Origin of the sequence: Luteimonas soli (genome assembly GCF_042648865.1) — a bacterium.
Taxonomy (GTDB): Bacteria; Pseudomonadota; Gammaproteobacteria; order Xanthomonadales; family Xanthomonadaceae; genus Luteimonas; species Luteimonas soli.
Map to the genome: position 1 here is coordinate 226621 of NZ_JBHRYA010000003.1, position 16184 is coordinate 242804.

Annotated in this window: 16 protein-coding genes; 1 reads left to right on the forward strand and 15 read right to left on the reverse strand. The window is 69.1% G+C overall.

The annotated features are described in order from the left end of the window. Position 1: 1 nt before the first annotated feature. The 14 genes from ACFONC_RS04380 to ccmA form a co-directional block, all read right to left on the reverse strand. Positions 2-1057: a DmsE family decaheme c-type cytochrome gene (locus ACFONC_RS04380; RefSeq protein ID WP_386742505.1), complete on the reverse strand. Its 1056-nt coding sequence runs from the start codon at positions 1055-1057 to the stop codon at positions 2-4. Between the two features lie 137 nt (positions 1058-1194). Next, on the reverse strand, positions 1195-1872 hold the full coding sequence (locus tag ACFONC_RS04385) for a TetR/AcrR family transcriptional regulator (RefSeq protein WP_386742506.1): 678 nt from the start codon (positions 1870-1872) through the stop codon (positions 1195-1197). 90 nt (positions 1873-1962) lie between these two features. After that, positions 1963-2559 (reverse strand): cysteine dioxygenase family protein, encoded by a 597-nt coding sequence (locus ACFONC_RS04390; RefSeq protein ID WP_386742507.1) that lies wholly within the window; start codon positions 2557-2559, stop codon positions 1963-1965. A 156-nt stretch (positions 2560-2715) separates the two neighbouring features. Further along, positions 2716-3825, reverse strand: coding sequence for a homoserine O-acetyltransferase MetX (gene metX / locus ACFONC_RS04395; RefSeq protein ID WP_386742508.1), 1110 nt, complete (start codon positions 3823-3825; stop codon positions 2716-2718). A 147-nt stretch (positions 3826-3972) separates the two neighbouring features. Beyond that, complete coding sequence (locus ACFONC_RS04400; RefSeq protein WP_386742509.1) at positions 3973-4986, reverse strand: tetratricopeptide repeat protein; 1014 nt, start codon at positions 4984-4986, stop codon at positions 3973-3975. Continuing rightward, positions 4986-5429, reverse strand: coding sequence for a cytochrome c-type biogenesis protein (locus tag ACFONC_RS04405; protein ID WP_386743060.1), 444 nt, complete (start codon positions 5427-5429; stop codon positions 4986-4988). Before ACFONC_RS04405 ends, ACFONC_RS04400 begins: the two co-directional genes overlap by 1 nt. 17 nt (positions 5430-5446) lie before the next feature. Further along, a complete protein-coding gene (locus tag ACFONC_RS04410; RefSeq protein WP_386742510.1) occupies positions 5447-6016 on the reverse strand; it encodes a DsbE family thiol:disulfide interchange protein in 570 nt (189 codons plus the stop codon). After that, on the reverse strand, positions 6013-7983 hold the full coding sequence (locus ACFONC_RS04415; RefSeq protein WP_386743061.1) for a heme lyase CcmF/NrfE family subunit: 1971 nt from the start codon (positions 7981-7983) through the stop codon (positions 6013-6015). Before ACFONC_RS04415 ends, ACFONC_RS04410 begins: the two co-directional genes overlap by 4 nt. Positions 7984-7997: 14 nt before the next feature. After that, complete coding sequence (gene ccmE, locus ACFONC_RS04420) at positions 7998-8483, reverse strand: cytochrome c maturation protein CcmE (RefSeq protein ID WP_386742511.1); 486 nt, start codon at positions 8481-8483, stop codon at positions 7998-8000. Beyond that, on the reverse strand, positions 8480-8656 hold the full coding sequence (gene ccmD, locus ACFONC_RS04425) for a heme exporter protein CcmD (RefSeq protein WP_386742512.1): 177 nt from the start codon (positions 8654-8656) through the stop codon (positions 8480-8482). The genes ccmE and ccmD overlap by 4 nt, the downstream gene beginning before the upstream one ends. After that, the gene (gene ccmC, locus ACFONC_RS04430; RefSeq protein WP_386742513.1) at positions 8653-9402 is read right to left on the reverse strand and encodes a heme ABC transporter permease CcmC; all 750 of its coding nucleotides are present in this window, start codon (positions 9400-9402) and stop codon (positions 8653-8655) included. Before ccmC ends, ccmD begins: the two co-directional genes overlap by 4 nt. Before the next feature lie 196 nt (positions 9403-9598). Beyond that, entirely contained in the window at positions 9599-10042 is a 444-nt protein-coding gene (gene azu, locus ACFONC_RS04435; RefSeq protein WP_386742514.1) for an azurin, read from the reverse strand. Between the two features lie 240 nt (positions 10043-10282). Then, positions 10283-10954 carry a heme exporter protein CcmB gene (ccmB, locus tag ACFONC_RS04440; RefSeq protein ID WP_386742515.1) on the reverse strand — a complete coding sequence of 224 codons (672 nt, stop codon included), beginning with the start codon at positions 10952-10954 and terminating at the stop codon, positions 10283-10285. Positions 10955-11333: 379 nt separating this feature from the next. After that, a complete protein-coding gene (gene ccmA / locus ACFONC_RS04445; protein WP_386742516.1) occupies positions 11334-11978 on the reverse strand; it encodes a heme ABC exporter ATP-binding protein CcmA in 645 nt (214 codons plus the stop codon). 440 nt (positions 11979-12418) lie between these two features. Here ccmA and ACFONC_RS04450 point away from each other — a divergent pair, with 440 nt between their 5' ends. Further along, positions 12419-15580 carry a beta strand repeat-containing protein gene (locus ACFONC_RS04450; protein ID WP_386742517.1) on the forward strand — a complete coding sequence of 1054 codons (3162 nt, stop codon included), beginning with the start codon at positions 12419-12421 and terminating at the stop codon, positions 15578-15580. Positions 15581-15619: 39 nt separating this feature from the next. Here the strand turns inward: ACFONC_RS04450 and ACFONC_RS04455 are convergent, their stop codons facing one another. Then, positions 15620-16123 carry a DUF3293 domain-containing protein gene (locus tag ACFONC_RS04455; protein ID WP_386742518.1) on the reverse strand — a complete coding sequence of 168 codons (504 nt, stop codon included), beginning with the start codon at positions 16121-16123 and terminating at the stop codon, positions 15620-15622. Positions 16124-16184: the final 61 nt, after the last annotated feature.

Consider the following 16184-nt stretch of genomic DNA (forward strand, 5'->3'; position numbering starts at 1 on the left):
CCTATTTGTGGAACCTCGGCCCGGCCGGGTTGTTGGAACCGTGGATCTGCGAGTGGCAGGTCAGGCAGCCGCGCCCCATCAGGCGCTCGTCGGGCGCCATGGCGTTGCCGAGCATCTGCTCGTTGAACATGTCGTTCGGGTGGCGGGTGTGCGAGTGGCACTGCTGACACAGCATCGGCACCGGCGCGACCAGCAGCGCGTGCTGGTTGGAGCCGTGCGGGGTGTGGCAGTTGAGGCAGTTCTCGCGCACCGGCGCGTGTTCGAACAGGAACGGCCCGCGCTTCTCGGCGTGGCACTGGTAGCAGGTCTCGTTGACCGTGTCGGTCTTGAGCAGCGACACGTTGATCGTCCCGTGCGGGTTGTGGCAGTCGACGCAGGCCATCTGGCCTTCGGGCAGCGGCATGTGCGAGCGGCGGTTGAATTGCTGGCGAATGTCCTTGTGGCAGGTCGCGCAGGTTTCGTTGATCGACTGCTTGGCCTGCAGCCCCTCGACGGAGAACTGCGCCATCGGGTTGTGGCAGTCGCTGCACGAGAGCTGGTTGCGCTGGTGGATCGAGCCGAGCCAGTGGTCGCGCGGACCACCGTCATGGCAGCCCATGCAGCTCTCGGTCTGGGTCTTGATCGGGGTGCCGCCGTCGTGGGTGAAGGCGATGATCGCGCCGGCCTGGAGCGGGTTTTGCGCATGCGCCGAGCCCGGCCCGTGGCAGGCCTCGCAGGTGGCGGCGTCGGGGTTGGCGGTGAACGCGACCTGCATCCCCAGCGCGTGCGTGGTGTGGGCGAAGACCTGGCTTTCCCTGCTGTGGCAGGCGGTGCAGACCTGTTGTCCGACGGGCGTGGCGTCGGGGGCCTGCGGGTTGTCCGCCACGGGCGCGTCGGCGAAGCCGGGGGCGACGTCGAAGGCATGCACGGCCTGCGGGTTTTCGCTGCCGAAATGCGTGGGCGGGAGGTGGTAGGGATTGGCGGCGGTGGTGCCTTCCTGCGCGGCGATGGGCGCCAGCGATCCCGCGGCCGCGAAAATGCCGACCGTCACGAGTCCGACTGCAATGAAGATCCGCATCGTTCCCTTCCCCGTGCGCCTGGCTGGCCGGACTGCTGGCGTGCCGCAGGGCGTAATCCTCGTTACGCAAACAGTGCGGGTTCACGCAGCCGCCGTCAAGCCCGGATGGGCCCGACGGTGTTGCCGCATCGCAACATTCAGCGGGGCAGGGCGCCGTGCAGGAACAGGTCGGCGGCCGCGCGCGCTTCCTCGCGGGCGACGTCCGGATCCGGGCGGGTGAGGTTGCCGCTGGCCACCCGGATCATCAACTCGCCGAAGATCATCATGAAGAACTGGCTCGAGGCGGTTGCCGGTGCGCGCAGTGCGAGCCGGCCGGCGGCGATCTCGCCTTCGAGGTATTCGGTCAGGATCGCCTGCGCCGGCATCACCGCGTGGGCGAAGAACCAGTCGCGCAGTTCGGGGAAGTCCCGGCCTTCGCCGATCACGATGCGGTGCACGAGCAGCGATTCGCGGCTGATGCTCGCGTCGAGGATGCTTTCGCCGACCTGGGCCAGCGCCGATTCGGGTGGCAGGCCCGACAGGCTGAGATCCTGCAGGCGCGCGGTCACGGTGGCCATGTGGCGTTCGATGATCGCGTGGGCCAGGCCTTCCTTGTCGCCGAACGCGCGATAGAGCGTGGACATCGAGCCGCCGGCCTGCTTGACGATGTCGCTGAGCGAGGCGCGGCGGTAGCCCTTCTCGATGAAGGCGTCCATGGCGGCGTCGAGGAAGCGCTCGGTGCGCAGTTCACCGCGCTTGCAAAGCTCCACGTCCGGGCGTGGCCGGAACGGGGCCTGCGCCCGCTTGGGCGTGGGTGGCGCAATGGACTTGGGCATGGTGGGCCGTGCGTTTGCTGCTTGGAACGATTGCGGCCGTCGCGGACGTGGATCCGTACCCGGCGGATCGGGTGCGAGGGCGAGGCGGGATCAGGTGGCGGCGTTGTCCGTGCGCAGCGCGCTGTCGGTGCGCAGGAACCATTCGCCCGACTGTGGCTGGAACTTCGAGCAGGTATCCATCGGTGCCTTGTAGATGTGCAGCGAGATCGCGATCTTGTCGCCGCTGGCGTTGGTGATGGTGTGGTATTCGTGCGGCGGGATCAGGCTGCCGGCGCTGCCGGGGCCGGCGTGCATGCCGCCGGCGGCGCGGAAGCGGAAACGCTCGCCGTCGCGTTCGAGCATCTCGTACTGGGTGATTTCAAGCTCGCCGTCCCACACGCCCTCCACGCACCACAGGCCGCAGTGGTCGTGGATCGGCGTGCCCTGTCCGGGCGCCCAGGTCATCGCCACCACGCTGTAGCCGTGCTCGGGGCTGCGATACAGCTCGCGCCGCGCGTAGTGGTCGTCGAGGGGCTCGAAGACCTCGTCGGGCAGCTGCACGTCGCCGCCGCGGATCATCGCGCACATGCTGTTGCGCAGGGCGGCAGTGATGGCGTGCTCGTCGCCGTGCGCCACGGCCGCGTCGACGGCGGCGACCAGTTTGTCGCGGCCGGGGAAGTCCATGGCAGGCGGAACGGAGGAGTTCATCCGCCCATTCTAGCGCGACCGCCGTAGGGCGGGTCTTGACCCGCCGCAAGCCGTAGGTCGGGGCTACGCCCCCGACGCCCGGGCGATCAAGAGTGTCGGGACGATCAAGAGCCGTCGGGGCGTAGCCCCGACCCCGGATCAAGTCCGGGGCAGGCTCTACGCCAGGAAATCGGCGACGGCGGGGCCGAAGCGGTCGAAATCGACCAGGAACGCGTCGTGGCCCTGCGGCGACTCCAGCGGCAGGAAGTGCGCCTCGGCGCCGCCCGCCCGCAGGCCGTCGGCGATCTGCTGCTGCTGCTGCAGCGGGAACAGGATGTCGGTGTGCACGCCGATCGCCAGCGCCCTCTCCACCCGGATCCGCGCCAGGCCCTGGTCGGTGGTGCCGCCACAGGACTCGCCGATGTCGTACCAGTCCATCGAGCGGCTCAGGTACAGGTAGCAGTTGGGGTCGAAGTTGCGCACGAAGCGGCGCGCGTGGGCTTCGAGGTAGCTCTCGACCTCGAACTCCAGCCCGAACGGGTCTTCGTCGTCGCGGCGGTCCGAGTCCAGCCGCACGCGGCCGAAGCGGCCGTCCCATTCCAGCGCCGAGCGGTAGGTGATCACGCCCAGCTTGCGCGCCATGCGCATGCCGCTTTCGGGGTAGTGGTCGTCGTCGTAGTCGCCTTCGTTCCACTGCGGGTCGAGGCGGATCGCCTCGCGCTGCAGCGAGCGGATCGCGATCGAGAACGGCAGCGCGCGCGCGGCGCCGGAAATGTTGATGTGGCTGCGCGCGATGCCGGGATGGCGGGTGAGGAAGGCCAGCGCGTTCATGCCGCCCATCGAATTGCCGATCAGGCAGGCCAGGCGCTCGATGCCCAGCGCGCGGACCACGGCGTACGCCGCGTCGGCGCCGTCCTCGATCGACAGCTCGGGGAAAGCCAGCCGGTAGGGTTCGCCGGTGGCGGGGTTGGTCGACGCAGGCCCGGTGGAGCCCTTGCAGCTGCCCAGCGCGTTGAAACAGACCACGTGCCAGCGGTTCGTGTCGATCGGCTTGCCCGGGCCGACCATCGCCTCCCACCAGCCCGGGGCCGGGTTGGCTTCATTGGCGGCGGCGTGGGCATCGGGCGACAGGCCGGTGAGGATCAGGATGGTGTTGTCGCCGGCCGCGTTGCGCGTGCCCCAGGTTTCGCAGGCGATGCGGGCGCCGTGCAGCGCGCCGCCGCGTTTCATCGGGAACGGGGAGGGCAGGTCGATCCAGCGCGTGCCGGGAGGGATGAACTCGGTCATGCGGACAAGTTTACCGGGGCGGTGATTCCGGATGCCCGCGGTCTGGTAGGAGCGGCGGAAGCCGCGAGCTTTTGTCCCTCGCCCTGCCTTCACAGGGGAGTCAAGAGTTCGCGGCTTCCGCCGCTTCTACGAGAGACGGGGCGACGACTACTTCGCGCCGATGACCAGCTCGACCGGCCCGGTGGCCGGCAATGCCACCCGCACCGGCTTCGAGTCGAGGTCTCCTTCCTGCCGCATCGCCTCGCCGCTGCTCGACAGGCGCGCGAACACTTCGACTTCCTCCAGGTCCGACAGCTTCTGCGTCGGCATCGGGCTGTCGCCGTCGTCGAGGGTGATCGTCAGCGGCAGGGCCTGCAGCGGGTGCTTTTCGGCGGCGACCGGCATCGGCGGGCCGTCGGGGATGCGGGCGATGACGAACACGCTGGCGTCGCCGCGCAGGCGCACGCGCGAGGCGAAGTCGGGGTCGAGCGATACCTTCACCGTCAGTGCGTTGGCGCTGGCGACGGGCGCTTCCGCGGCCGGCAGCGGCGGCAGGCCGGCGTCCTTGCGCGCGGCGTCGATCTGCACGCGCAGGGTGGCCGCGGTGGCTGCATCGACCTGCGACAGCAGCGGCTGCCAGGTCTCGGCAGCTTCCGCGGCGCGTCCTTCCTGCCGCTGCCAGACGCCGAGGAACCAGCGCGCGCGCTGCTGCTGCGGCTGCAGCTCCAGCGAGCGCTTCAGCATCGCCACGGCTTCGGCGTCGAGCTTCTTGTCCGGGGCGGCGAACAACCTGGCCTGTGCGGCCTGCACCAGCAGGTCGGGGTCGTCCGGGTTGAGCTTGAGCGCGCGTGCATAGGCGTCACGCGCTTCGACGCGACGGTCGAGCATTTCGTACGAGCGAGCCAGCAACTGCCAGCCGTCGGCGCGTCCGGGGTTGCGTTCGAGTTCGGCCTTCAGCTGCACGACCGCTTCTTCCATCGTGCGCGGCGTGGCGGCGACGGCTGCCGCGGGCGCGTCGATCGCTTCGGGCGTACCGACCAGCTTGTACGTGGCAAGCGTCGCCAGCATGAGTACGACGACAGCGCCGAAGGCAACGCCGCGCGACTCGCGCCACAGTGGCCACAGCACCGCGGCGAACACCACCACGGCCAGTATCGCTGCGATTGCACTGAATGCGGCCATCACCACTCCTGGTCTTCGGCGGGGGCGGGCACGTCGCGCCGCGCGCGCGCGCGGACGATGCGAACGACCACGATGCCGCCGCCAAGCAGCAGCAGCCCCGGGCCGAACCACAGCAGCCATGTCGAGGGTTCGACCGCCGGCTTGTAGCGCACGAATTCGCCATAGCGCGCGACCAGGAACGCCACCACCTCGTCGTCGGACTTGCCCTGGTGCATCAGGTCGAGCACTTCGCGGCGCAGGTCGTGTGCGATCTGGGCGTCGGAATCGGCCAGCGACTGGTTCTGGCACATCACGCAGCGCAGTTCGGCGGTCAAGTCGTGGAAGCGGGCTTCCTCGGCGGCGTCCTTGAACTCCAGCGGTGCGGTGTTCGTGGAGACCTGGGCCGCCGCGTCGTGGAACGGCGCGAGGCCGAGTCCGAGCACCAGCGCGCATGCGACGGCCATCGAGCGGATGGAGTGGATCACTTGCCGTCCTCCAGCCGCTCGAGCACGGGCACCAGTTCGTCGTTGATGATCGCGTCGTCGAGCGCGCCGACGTGCTTCCAGCGCACGATGCCGTCGGCGTCGACAAGGAAGGTTTCCGGTGCGCCGTAGATGCCCCAGTCGATCGCCGCGCGGCCGTCGCGGTCGGCAAGCACCAGCATGTAGGGATTGCCGAACTGCTCCAGCCAGCGCAGCGCGTCTTCGGGTTCGTCCTTGAGGTTGTAGCCGAGTACGCGCACGCGCTTGGTCAGGGCGAAGCGGGTGAGCACCGGGTGCTCGACGCGGCATTCCGGGCACCAGCTGCCCCAGACATTGAGCACGTACGGCGTGCCGGCCAGGTCCTTCGACGTCACAAGCCGGCCCGGTTCGTGCAGCAGTGGCAGGGTGAAATCCGGCGCCGGCTTGTCGATCAGCGGCGAGGGCAGGGCTTCGCGATCGCCGCGGCCGGACTGGCGCACGCCGTAGAACAGCAACGCGAGGAAGGCGAGGAAGCAAACGGTACCGATGACCACGGACAGGCGCGGGCGGCGGCGGGACGGCGCGTTCATGCGCGACCCTCCGGATCCACCGGCGCGCCCGTCCGCGCGGGTCTGGCGCGGAAGCGCTTGTCCGTCGCGGTGACGAAGCCGCCCAGCGCCATCAGCGCCGCGCCCAGCCAGATCCAGCGCACGAAGGGCTTGATGTGCAGGCGTATCGCCCAGTCGCCTTCGGCGCGGTTCGGGTCGTCGACGGCGCCCAGCGGTTCGCCCAGTGCGACGTAGACGTCGCCGAGCAGGCCGCTGTGGATGCCGGCCTCGGTCATTACCTGGCCGCCGCTGGCGTACGCGCGTTTCTCCGGGTGCAGCAGTGCCAGCGGCTTGCCGTCGCGCAGCACCTGTACGTGGCCGAGGTCCGAGATGTAGTTGGGGCCGCGGGTTTCTTCCACGCCTTGGAAGCGGAACGCATAGCCGCCCAGTTCCACCGTCTGGCCGGGTTTCACGGGCAGCTCGGTCTGCAGGTTCTGCGCTTCGACCAGCAGCGCGCCGGCGACGAACACCGCGATGCCGGTGTGCGCCAGGGTCATGCCCAGCATCTCGGGGGTGAAGCGGCCGTTGCCCTTCACGCGCGTCCATGCGAAGCGCGCGGTGCCGAGGAAAATCCACGCCGCACCGGCGACGCCGGCGGCGGTCTTCCACGGGCCCTGCGGGGCGAGGAAGAACGCCACCACGCCCAGCACCAGCGCGAGGATCGCCCATGGCGCCAGCATGGCCAGCGGCTTCGACGCCTGTTCACGCTGCCAGCGCGTCAGCGGGCCGAATGGCAGCAGCAGCACCAGCGGCGCCATCAGCAGCAGGAACAGGAAGCCGAAGTAGGGCGGGCCGACCGAGATCTTGCCCAGGCCCAGCGCGTCGGCCAGCATCGGGTACAGCGTGCCCAGCAGGACCATGCCGCAGGCCGAGACCAGCAGCAGGTTGTTGGCCAGCAGCAGGGTTTCGCGCGAAGTCGCGGCGAACGGCGCGCCCTGTTCGAAGCGCGGCGCGCGCAGCGCGTACAGCAGCAGCGAACCGCCGATCACGATGGCGAGGAAAACCAGGATGAACAGCCCGCGCGTCGGGTCGGCGGCGAAGGCGTGCACGCTGGTCAGCACGCCCGAGCGCACCAGGAACGTGCCCAGCAGCGACAGCGAGAATGCGGCGATGGCCAGCAGCACCGTCCAGCCGCGGAAGCTGCCGCGCTTCTCGGTGACCGCCTGCGAGTGCAGCAGCGCCGCGCCCGCCAGCCACGGCATGAAACTGGCGTTCTCGACCGGGTCCCAGAACCACCAGCCGCCCCAGCCCAGCTCGTAGTACGCCCACCACGAACCCAGCGCGATGCCCAGCGTCAGGAAACCCCAGGCGACGTTGGTCCACGGCCGCGTCCAGCGCAGCCAGCGCGCGTCCATGCGGCCGTCGATCAGCGCTGCGACCGCGAACGCGAACGGCACCACGAAACCGACGTAGCCCAGGTACAGCATCGGCGGATGGATGATCATCCCCGGGTCCTGCAGCAGCGGGTTCAGGTCGCGCCCCTCCATCGCCGCAGGGATCAGCCGCACGAACGGATTGGAGGTGAAGATCAGGAACGACAGGAAGCCGATGCTCACCAGCCCCATGATCCCGAGCACCCGCGCAACGACTTCTTCGGGCAGCTTGCGCGAGAGGCCTGCGACCACTGCTGTCCAGACGGCCAGGATCAACGCCCACAGCAGCAGCGAACCCTCGTGCGAACCCCAGACTGCGGTGTAGCGGTAGACCAGCGGCAGCAGCGAGTTGGAGTTCTCGGCCACGTAGCGCACCGAGAAATCCTGCATCACGAACGCGACCGTCAGCACCACGTACGCGGCCAGCACCAGCAGCATCTGCGCGAACGCAGCCGGGCGCGCGACCGCCATCCACGACGCCTTGCCGCGCTGCGCGCCGGCCAGCGGCAGCACCGCCTGCAGCAGCGTGACCAGCAGCGCCAGGACCAGCGCGACCTGCCCCAGTTCGGGAAGCATCGCCATGACCGCCATCAGCGCGCGTCCGCCGGCGCGTCCGCGGGCGTTTGCACGCCGTGCTTCTGGTGCGCCAGGCCCATCTTGTCGGCGACTTCCTTGGGTACGTAGGTTTCGTCGTGCTTGGCCAGCACCTGCTCGGCGACGAAAGTGTCGCCCTGCATGCGGCCGGTGGCGATCACCGCCTGGTTCTCGCGGAACAGGTCCGGCAGGATCCCGGTATAGACCACCGGCATCTGCGCGTCGCCGTCGGTGACGGCGAACTGCACCTGCATCGAGCCGGCGGTACGCTTGAACGAATGCTCGGCCACCATGCCGCCGAGGCGGAACTTCGCCTCGCCCGACGCCACGCCTTCGCCCGCCGCGCCGCCCAGCACCTCGGCCGGCGTGTACAGGTAGGCGACGTTGCGCTGCAGGGCCAGCGCGACCAGGGTCGCGGCGATCGCCGCGGCGACGACCAGCGCGAGGATCATCCAGAGGCGGCGCTTGCGGATCGGGTTCATCGTGGCAGTTCGCCTGCGGGGTTGTCGGAAGAAGATGCAGCGGCGCGGCGTGCGGCCAGCAGGCGCGCGCCGCGCAGCAGCTGGCGGATGCGGATGCGTGGGGCGACGTAGTCCCACAGCAGCACGACGGCGAACACCAGGTAGGCGGCGATCACATAGTTCTGGTAGCTCATTGCGCCACCTCGCCGAGCTTGCGGACCCAGTCCTTGCCTGATTCGCGCCACAGGTTGTCGGCGCGCGCGCGCGCCAGCAGCGAGCCGGCAAACCACAGGTGCGTGCCGATCACCATCGCCCACAGCGGCGGCAGCATGCTCGGGTCCATCTTCGATTCGCCCAGCAGGCTGATGGTCTGGCCCTGGTGCAGCGAGTTCCACCAGTCGACCGAGTAACGGATCACCGGCAGCAGCACCACTCCGACGATCGCAAGCAGGCCGGCGGCGCGAGCGGCGGCGCGGCGGTCGTCGATGGCGTGGTACAGGCCGATGATGCCCAGGTACAGGAACAGCAGCACCAGCTCGGTGGTCAGGCGCGGGTCCCAGTCCCACCAGGTGCCCCACATCGGCTTGCCCCAGATCGAGCCGGTGGCCAGGGTGATGAGGGTGAAGCCGGCGCCGATCGGCGCGCAGGCCATGGCCAGGATCTCGCACAGCTTGATCCGCCAGACCAGCGCGACGGCCGCGTATACCGCCATCAGCCCGAATACTGCCAAGCTCATCCACGCGCTGGGCACGTGGACGTAGAGGATGCGGAAGCTGTCGCCCTGCTGGTAGTCGGCGGGCGCCACGAACAGGCCCTGCCAGATGCCCCAGGCCATCACCAGCAGGCCCGTGCCATAGGCCCAGGGCGCCCAGCGCGCGGCGAAGCGGTCGAAATAGGGTGGCGAACCGAGTTGGTGGAACCAGCGGACGACGGGGTTCATGGGAACGGTTCAACTCGGAAGCGGATCGCGGGCTGCCGCCGCTCCGGGTTCAGCGCGTGCCCGACTCCCGGTGGCCGCAGCGGCAACGCGCAAGGATACCAGCCCCCGGACATGGACACTCCGCCGTCCCGGGTGGGGGAGCGGCGGAGCGGGGAAGTGCAGTGGCGCAAGACGCATGCCTGCGCCATGGTTCCGGTCAGGGGACGAGGGTGACGGTGCCCTTCATCAGCGCCGAGTGGCCCGGGAAGCTGCAGAAGAACGAATAGCCGTCGCCCAGCTTGGCGACCGGCACGGTGACCGAGGTGCTCTCGCCGCCGCCGACGACCTTGCTGTGCGCAACCACGCGTGCGTCGCCGGGCTTGATGTAGTCGCTGGCCAGGCCGGCCTTCATGCCGTCGGCGTCGATCGCCTTCATGTCGGTGGTCTTGGCGATGACCACGTTGTGGCCCATGACGTTCTTCGCCATCTTGCCGGTGTGCTTGAGGTTGATGGTGAACGTCTTGCAGCTCTTGCTGATGTCGATGTTGGCCACGTTGTACTTCATCGCGTCGTTGCCCTCGATGTCGACCGAGCAGGTGGCGGCGAACGCGGAAGGAGCCAGCGCGAGCAGCGCGGCGGCGACCAGGAACTTGCGAATCATGGGGATAACCTCTCGTGGTGGAAACATTGCAAATGGAGCCACGGCTGGCGGAAAGATAATGTCAATTATCCTCTCGTGCAGGCGTGTTCGTCCAGACAGACATGGGGGCGAAAGGCGCAAAACGGGCCTGTCTCCGGCGCAATCGCGCGACGCCTGCCGGGAAACAGCGTTCCGCCGCATGGAGCGATCGCCCACGGACGTCAGGCTAGCCCGCGGCCCGCGCAGTTGCCTTGACCTGCCTCAAGCGTGGGCGATGCGCAGCGCCGCGGCCGTGGCCAGCGGCGCCAGCACCAGCGCCAGGACCAGCCCGGCGGCGAGGTAGAGCAGGCCGCCGGCGGGGTCCAGGCCCTGCGCGCTGGCGGCAACGGAGCCGGCCGAGAACACCAGCACCGGCACGTAAAGCGGCAGCGCCAGCAGCGCGACGAGGATGCCGGAGCGGCGCATGCCCACGGTCAGCGCGGCCACCACCGCGCCGATCAGGCTCAGCAGTGGCGTTCCCAGCAGCAATGACGCCAGCAGCACCGGCAGTTGCGCGTGCGGCAGGTGCAGCAGTTCGGCCAGCAGCGGGGCGAACACGATCAATGGCAGTGCGGTCGTGGCCCAGTGGGTGAGCGTGCGCACCAGCACCAGCCACGCCAGCGGTACCGGTGCGAGCATCCACTGTTCCAGCGAGCCATCTTCGGCGTCGCCGCGGAACAGGGTGTCCAGGGACAGCAGGCCGGACAGGAGCACCGCTACCCAAAGGACGCCGGGTGCGACCTTTGCCAGCGTGCGTGGTTCGCTGCCCAGTGCAAGCGCGAACAGTACGATGACCAGCAGGGCGAACAGTGCTGGTTGCAGGGCGTCGCCGCGGCGGCGCCAGAGCAGGCGGAGGTCGCGGACGATCAGCGCCTTGGCGGCTTGCCAGATCATCGTCGTGAACTCCCCGCAACGGCAACAGCTTCGTAGGGCGGGTCTTGACCCGCCTGCCGTTCCGCCGAAATCAACGTCAAGAGCTTTCGCGACGTGACGGCGCGAGCCCCCTTTCTTTGCTTGTGCAAAGAAACCTGGCGCAAAGAAAGCACACCCCGCCTGCGCGCCCGACGCTTCGCGTCGGGTTCGCGGAGCCGCCGGGAATTTTCCGAAGGGGCATCCTGCCCCTGCGGAAAACGCCGCACATCCCTGTGCGGCGCCCTGCGGGTCTTGTCCGCCGGCTCCGCCGCTTCGGAGGGGCCCCGAAGGTCAAGGGCAACATCAAGGGCAACAACGCCAATGCCGACGTCTGCTTGAACGTGGGTTTCACGGGTCGGGCTCACGACTGCTTCCCCAGCTCCAGAAGCCGCGTGCGCACCGGGGGCGCGGCGTAGGCGCCGTGGGTGGTGACGAGCGCGGCGCCGCCTTCGCGCAGGTGGGCCTGCACCATGCGGTTGACCAGTTCGATACCGGCCAGGTCGAGGTTGGCGTAGGGCTCGTCGAGCAGCCACAGCGGTGCCGGCGACAGCCACAGGCGCGCCAGCGACAGGCGCTTTTTCTGCCCGGCTGACAACTGCCGTGCCGGCGAATCCTCGAACCCCGACAGGCCGACGACCCCCATCGCGACTTCCAGTGTCTGGCTCGGGCGCCGGCCATGCAGGCCGCAGAGGAATTCGAGGTTTTCCAGCGTGCTCAGGTCGGCTTTCAGCGCGGGCAGGTGGCCGAGATAGGCGACGGTCACGGCACGCGCAAGGGGCTGGGCGCGTGTGCCGCGGATGTCGATTTCGCCGTCGTCCGCTCGCAGCAGCCCGGCCAGCACGCGCAGCAAAGTTGTCTTGCCGGCGCCGTTGTCGCCCTGCACCAGCAACGCCTCGCCGGCGTCCACCGAGAAATCCAGCGGCCCGAACACGCGCGATTCGTTGCGCGCGAATGACAGGCGGCGTGCGGCGAGCAGCGGAAGCGGGGCGGATTCGGAACTTGGCATGCAATCGCCTGGGGCGGATCGCCGATCGGCAATCGTACGGTGCACGCATGCTACCGATTCGGCCTGCGACCTCCAACCGCGCCGGCGCACGCGCCCGATGGTGTCGCTTCCACGCGAACAGCCTTCATCCGCTCTTCACGCAACCTCCACGCAGGGGTGTCCAAATCTGGGGCATCCGCAGAGAGGGGCGGCAAGCGGGGACGCGGCGCGACAGGGGACGTTCCGGCATCTGTCCAGGCCAACGATCGTTGCACCGGCATCGAGCGGTGCACGATCCGCGCGCTGCGCACGGGATATTTCCGGACGGTGGATCCGTGTCCGGGACGACAGGAATGCAGCAACGGGACGAGCAGCCCGATTGCCGCGAAGACGTTCGAACCGGCGTGCCTGGCGTGCCGCGTTGCGTTCATCCGATCAGTCCACCCGCAAGGAGCCCCACCATGATTGCGTCCCTTAAAACGCCACCTCGCCTCTTGCTGGCGTTGGCCATTCCGCTGTTGTTCCCGGCGACGTTGTTCGCGGGGGAAGTTTGTCTGGGTCCCACCGGACAGGTCGTGACCGAGACCGGGACCGAGGCATTCGGCTGCGGCACGAATTCACAGGCCACCGGGCCAGGCAGCACGGCGATCGGCTATGGCACCGTCGCGAGCCTGGACTATGCGACCGCGCTAGGGCACGGCGCGCAGGCCATCAACATCGGAACGACCGCGCTGGGCGGGCAGTCCGTCGCATCTGGCGAGGTCTCCATGGCAGTGGGCGCCTTTGCGAATGCCATTGCCGACCAGTCCATGGCCGTCGGCACGGGAGCGGTTGCCTCCGCCCTGGGCGCGCAGGCCATCGGCATCGGTGCGAATGCGACCGGCGAGTTGAGCATGGCGATCGGTGGCGGAACCCTCGCTTCGGGCGTGCGCGCCATTGCCGCGGGCAACCTCGCCCAGTCTGCAGGCAACGACGGAATCGCACTGGGCACCAGCGCGGAAGTCACGCTCGCCGGCACCAACGGGATTGCCATCGGCAACGGCAGCAACAGCCAGAATGCGGATGCGACCGCCGTTGGCACGAATGCCGTCGCGAATGGGCAGAACAGCGTCGCACTCGGTACCGGCGCGCAGGCGTTCGGCCCGAACAGCGGCGCCATCGGACAGAACAGCATCGCCCAGGGGAGCAACTCCGTTGCGTTGGGTACGTCCGCAAAAGCGCTCGGCAACGTCAGCACCGCGATCGGGCAGAACAGCAGCGCGACCGGTACCCGCAGCGTGGCGCTCGGCCAGTCCGCGGATGCCACAGCCACCGATGCGCTGGCCGTGGGCAACAACGCGCAGGCCACGGCTGCGAACACGGTGTCGCTGGGACGTGCCGCGGATGCGTCGCAGGCGGGCAGCATGGCGCTGGGCTCGGGAGCGGTGGCGTCGGCGATTTCGGGCATCGCGCTCGGTGCGGGGGCGCAGGCCATCGCCGCGAACGCGGTGGCACTGGGCGCGAACGCGATCGCCGATCGCGCCAATACCGTCTCCGTGGGGTCGCTCGGGGCGGAACGCCAGATCACCAACGTGGCCGCCGGTACCGCGGACACGGACGCGGTGAATGTCAGTCAGCTCAATGCAGTGTCGGATGGCGTAACGGCGCTCGATGCATTCGCGGTGCAGTACGACGACGACGGCACCGGCCTTCCCGATACCAGCCGCATCACCCTGCAGGGCGCGGGCGGCACCACGATCGGCAACCTCGCAGCCGGGGAAGTCAGCACCACCAGCACCGAGGCCATCAATGGTGCCCAGCTGCATGGCGCCAGTACGTCGATCGCCACGGCGTTTGGCGGCGGCGCGGTGGTCAATCCCGATGGCAGCATCAGCGCGCCGGCGTACAGCATCGATGGCGGCAGCTACGACAACGTCGGCGACGCCTTCGGCGCCGTCGACACGGCCCTGGCAAGCGTGACCGGCGATGTCGGCGAACTCGATGCCTTCGCCGTGCGCTACGACGACGACGGCACCGGCGGCCCGGATACCGGCCGCATCACGCTTGCAGGAGCCGGCGGCACTACGATCGGCAACCTCGCAGCCGGGGAAGTCAGCACCACCAGCACCGAGGCCATCAACGGTGCCCAGCTATATGGCACCAGCACGTCGATCGCCACGGCATTTGGCGGCGGCGCGGTGGTCAACCCCGACGGCAGCATCACCGCACCGGCGTACACCATCGATGGCGGCAGCTACGACAACGTCGGCGACGCCTTCGGCGCGGTCGACACAGCCTTGGCAGGCGTGACCGGCGATGTCGGCGAACTTGATGCCTTTGCCGTGCAATACGATGACGACGGCTCGGGCGTGCCGGATACCGGCCGCATCACGCTGGCAGGCGCCGGCGGCACCACCATCGGCAACCTGGCCGCGGGCGTTGCGGACGACGAGGCGGTCAATGTCGGCCAGATGTCCCCGATCGTCGGTGCACTCGGCGGCGGCGCCGCGATCGACCCGGCCACCGGCGCGGTCATCGGCCCGGTCTATTCCCTCGACGATGGCACGGGCACCGGCACGGCCATCGGCTACACCACCGTCGGCGATGCGCTCGGCAACCTGGACGGTCGCGTGGTCGGCAACACGGCGATCCTGTCGAACCTGCAGGACGGCGCCGCGCTGGCGGTCAGCTACGACGACGCCAGCCGAGACCGCATCACGCTTGCCGGCACGGACGGAACCGTGATCGACAATGTCGCGGCGGGCGAAGTCGGCGCAACCAGCATGGAAGCGGTCAACGGCGCACAACTGTTCGGGCTCGGCGGGGATGTCGCGACCGCTTTCGGCGGTGGTGCGAGCTTTGCCGGTGGCAGTTTCGTGCCGCCCACCTATGTGATCCAGGGTGCCTCGTACACCGACGTCGGGTCCGCGTTCGGGGCGGTCGACGGCCAGATCACCGACATCTACGACGCGATTGCCAATATCCAGACCACGCCCGGACCGCAAGGCCCTGAAGGACCGGCGGGTCCGGCCGGTCCGGCCGGTCCGGAAGGGCCCGCTGGTCCCGAAGGCCCGGCTGGCCCGCAAGGACCCGAGGGTCCGCAGGGACCTGCCGGCCCCGGTGGCGATTCCGATGCGGTGGCGTATGACGACGCCGAGGGCTCAACCCTTACGCTCAAGGGCGCGACCGGAACGCGCATCGGCAATGTCGCCGACGGCGTGGCGGCCACCGACGCCGCCAACAAGGGCCAGGTGGACGCAGGCGATGCGCAGACGCTGGCGTCGGCGAACGATTACACCGATACCACTGCCGTCCAGACCCTCACCTCGGCCAACAGCTACACCGACATGAAGTTCGACATGGTCAACGATCGCTTCGACGACATCGAGAACCGCTTCCACAGCCAGGACCGGCGGATCGACCGGCTCGGCGCGATGAGCGGCGCGCTGACCGGCATGGCGATGAACAGCACCCACCTGCGCGGGCAGAACCGGGTGGCGGTCGGCGTTGGCGCGCAGGGCGGCAGCCAGGCCTGGGCAGTGGGTTACCAGCGTGCGCTCGGGGACGCGGCCAGCGTTTCGATCGGCGCCGCCTTCTCGGGCAGCGAAAGCACGCTGAGCGCAGGTGCCGGCTTCAGTTGGTAACCCGGCCGCAGGCGCGGAGGGCAGGGAAGCCCGCGCGCGTCACCCGTCGGCCGGGGAAGCCCGCAGCCAGTCGACGTGCTCGTCGTTGCCGAACTCGGCGGGACGGCTGGCGTCCACGCGCAGGCGGCCGGGCTGGCCGTACGTCCACCAAACGGTGCCCAGCTGTCCGTACTTGCGCGAAAGCGCGTCGAACTTGTCCAGGGTCAATCCGATCACCATCCAGCCCGGTTCGCGCCAACTGCGATCGAACGCGGAACCGAATGCAGGCAGGAAGGGCAGGCCGGTGGCGGCCAGGTCGTCGCGCAGTGCGCGGTCGGCTTCGCGGTTGACCGATTCGGCGCATTCGACCGAACGAGGGTTCCACGCCGAAAGCATGCCGAAGGTCCCGTGGTCGGGATAAAGCAGTTCGAGCGCGGGTGCCTGCAGGCCGATCTGCAGGTCGTGCCAGTCGCCGCCGTGCTGCCAGCGGTAGTCGGCGGCCAGGTAGGCGCGAACGAGTTCGGCGATGCTTGCGTGGACGGCGTCGGAAGGCAGTGTCGTCATCGCCAGGTTTATCCAGGTTGCGCGTGTCCGTACACTTCCGGCAACGCCATTCGCGTTGTTG

Excerpts from the sequence above, each read along its gene's own strand:
- ACFONC_RS04380 (WP_386742505.1), bottom strand. The coding sequence starts at position 1,057 with ATGCGGATCTTCATTGCAGTCGGACTCGTGACGGTCGGCATTTTCGCG.
- ACFONC_RS04385 (WP_386742506.1), bottom strand. The coding sequence starts at position 1,872 with ATGCCCAAGTCCATTGCGCCACCCACGCCCAAGCGGGCGCAGGCCCCG.
- ACFONC_RS04390 (WP_386742507.1), bottom strand. The coding sequence starts at position 2,559 with ATGAACTCCTCCGTTCCGCCTGCCATGGACTTCCCCGGCCGCGACAAA.
- metX (WP_386742508.1), bottom strand. The coding sequence starts at position 3,825 with ATGACCGAGTTCATCCCTCCCGGCACGCGCTGGATCGACCTGCCCTCC.
- ACFONC_RS04400 (WP_386742509.1), bottom strand. The coding sequence starts at position 4,986 with ATGGCCGCATTCAGTGCAATCGCAGCGATACTGGCCGTGGTGGTGTTC.
- ACFONC_RS04405 (WP_386743060.1), bottom strand. The coding sequence starts at position 5,429 with ATGGCCGTCGCATGCGCGCTGGTGCTCGGACTCGGCCTCGCGCCGTTC.
- ACFONC_RS04410 (WP_386742510.1), bottom strand. The coding sequence starts at position 6,016 with ATGAACGCGCCGTCCCGCCGCCGCCCGCGCCTGTCCGTGGTCATCGGT.
- ACFONC_RS04415 (WP_386743061.1), bottom strand. The coding sequence starts at position 7,983 with ATGCTTCCCGAACTGGGGCAGGTCGCGCTGGTCCTGGCGCTGCTGGTC.
- ccmE (WP_386742511.1), bottom strand. The coding sequence starts at position 8,483 with ATGAACCCGATCCGCAAGCGCCGCCTCTGGATGATCCTCGCGCTGGTC.
- ccmD (WP_386742512.1), bottom strand. The coding sequence starts at position 8,656 with ATGAGCTACCAGAACTATGTGATCGCCGCCTACCTGGTGTTCGCCGTC.
- ccmC (WP_386742513.1), bottom strand. The coding sequence starts at position 9,402 with ATGAACCCCGTCGTCCGCTGGTTCCACCAACTCGGTTCGCCACCCTAT.
- azu (WP_386742514.1), bottom strand. The coding sequence starts at position 10,042 with ATGATTCGCAAGTTCCTGGTCGCCGCCGCGCTGCTCGCGCTGGCTCCT.
- ccmB (WP_386742515.1), bottom strand. The coding sequence starts at position 10,954 with ATGATCTGGCAAGCCGCCAAGGCGCTGATCGTCCGCGACCTCCGCCTG.
- ccmA (WP_386742516.1), bottom strand. The coding sequence starts at position 11,978 with ATGCCAAGTTCCGAATCCGCCCCGCTTCCGCTGCTCGCCGCACGCCGC.
- ACFONC_RS04450 (WP_386742517.1), top strand. The coding sequence starts at position 12,419 with ATGATTGCGTCCCTTAAAACGCCACCTCGCCTCTTGCTGGCGTTGGCC.
- ACFONC_RS04455 (WP_386742518.1), bottom strand. The coding sequence starts at position 16,123 with ATGACGACACTGCCTTCCGACGCCGTCCACGCAAGCATCGCCGAACTC.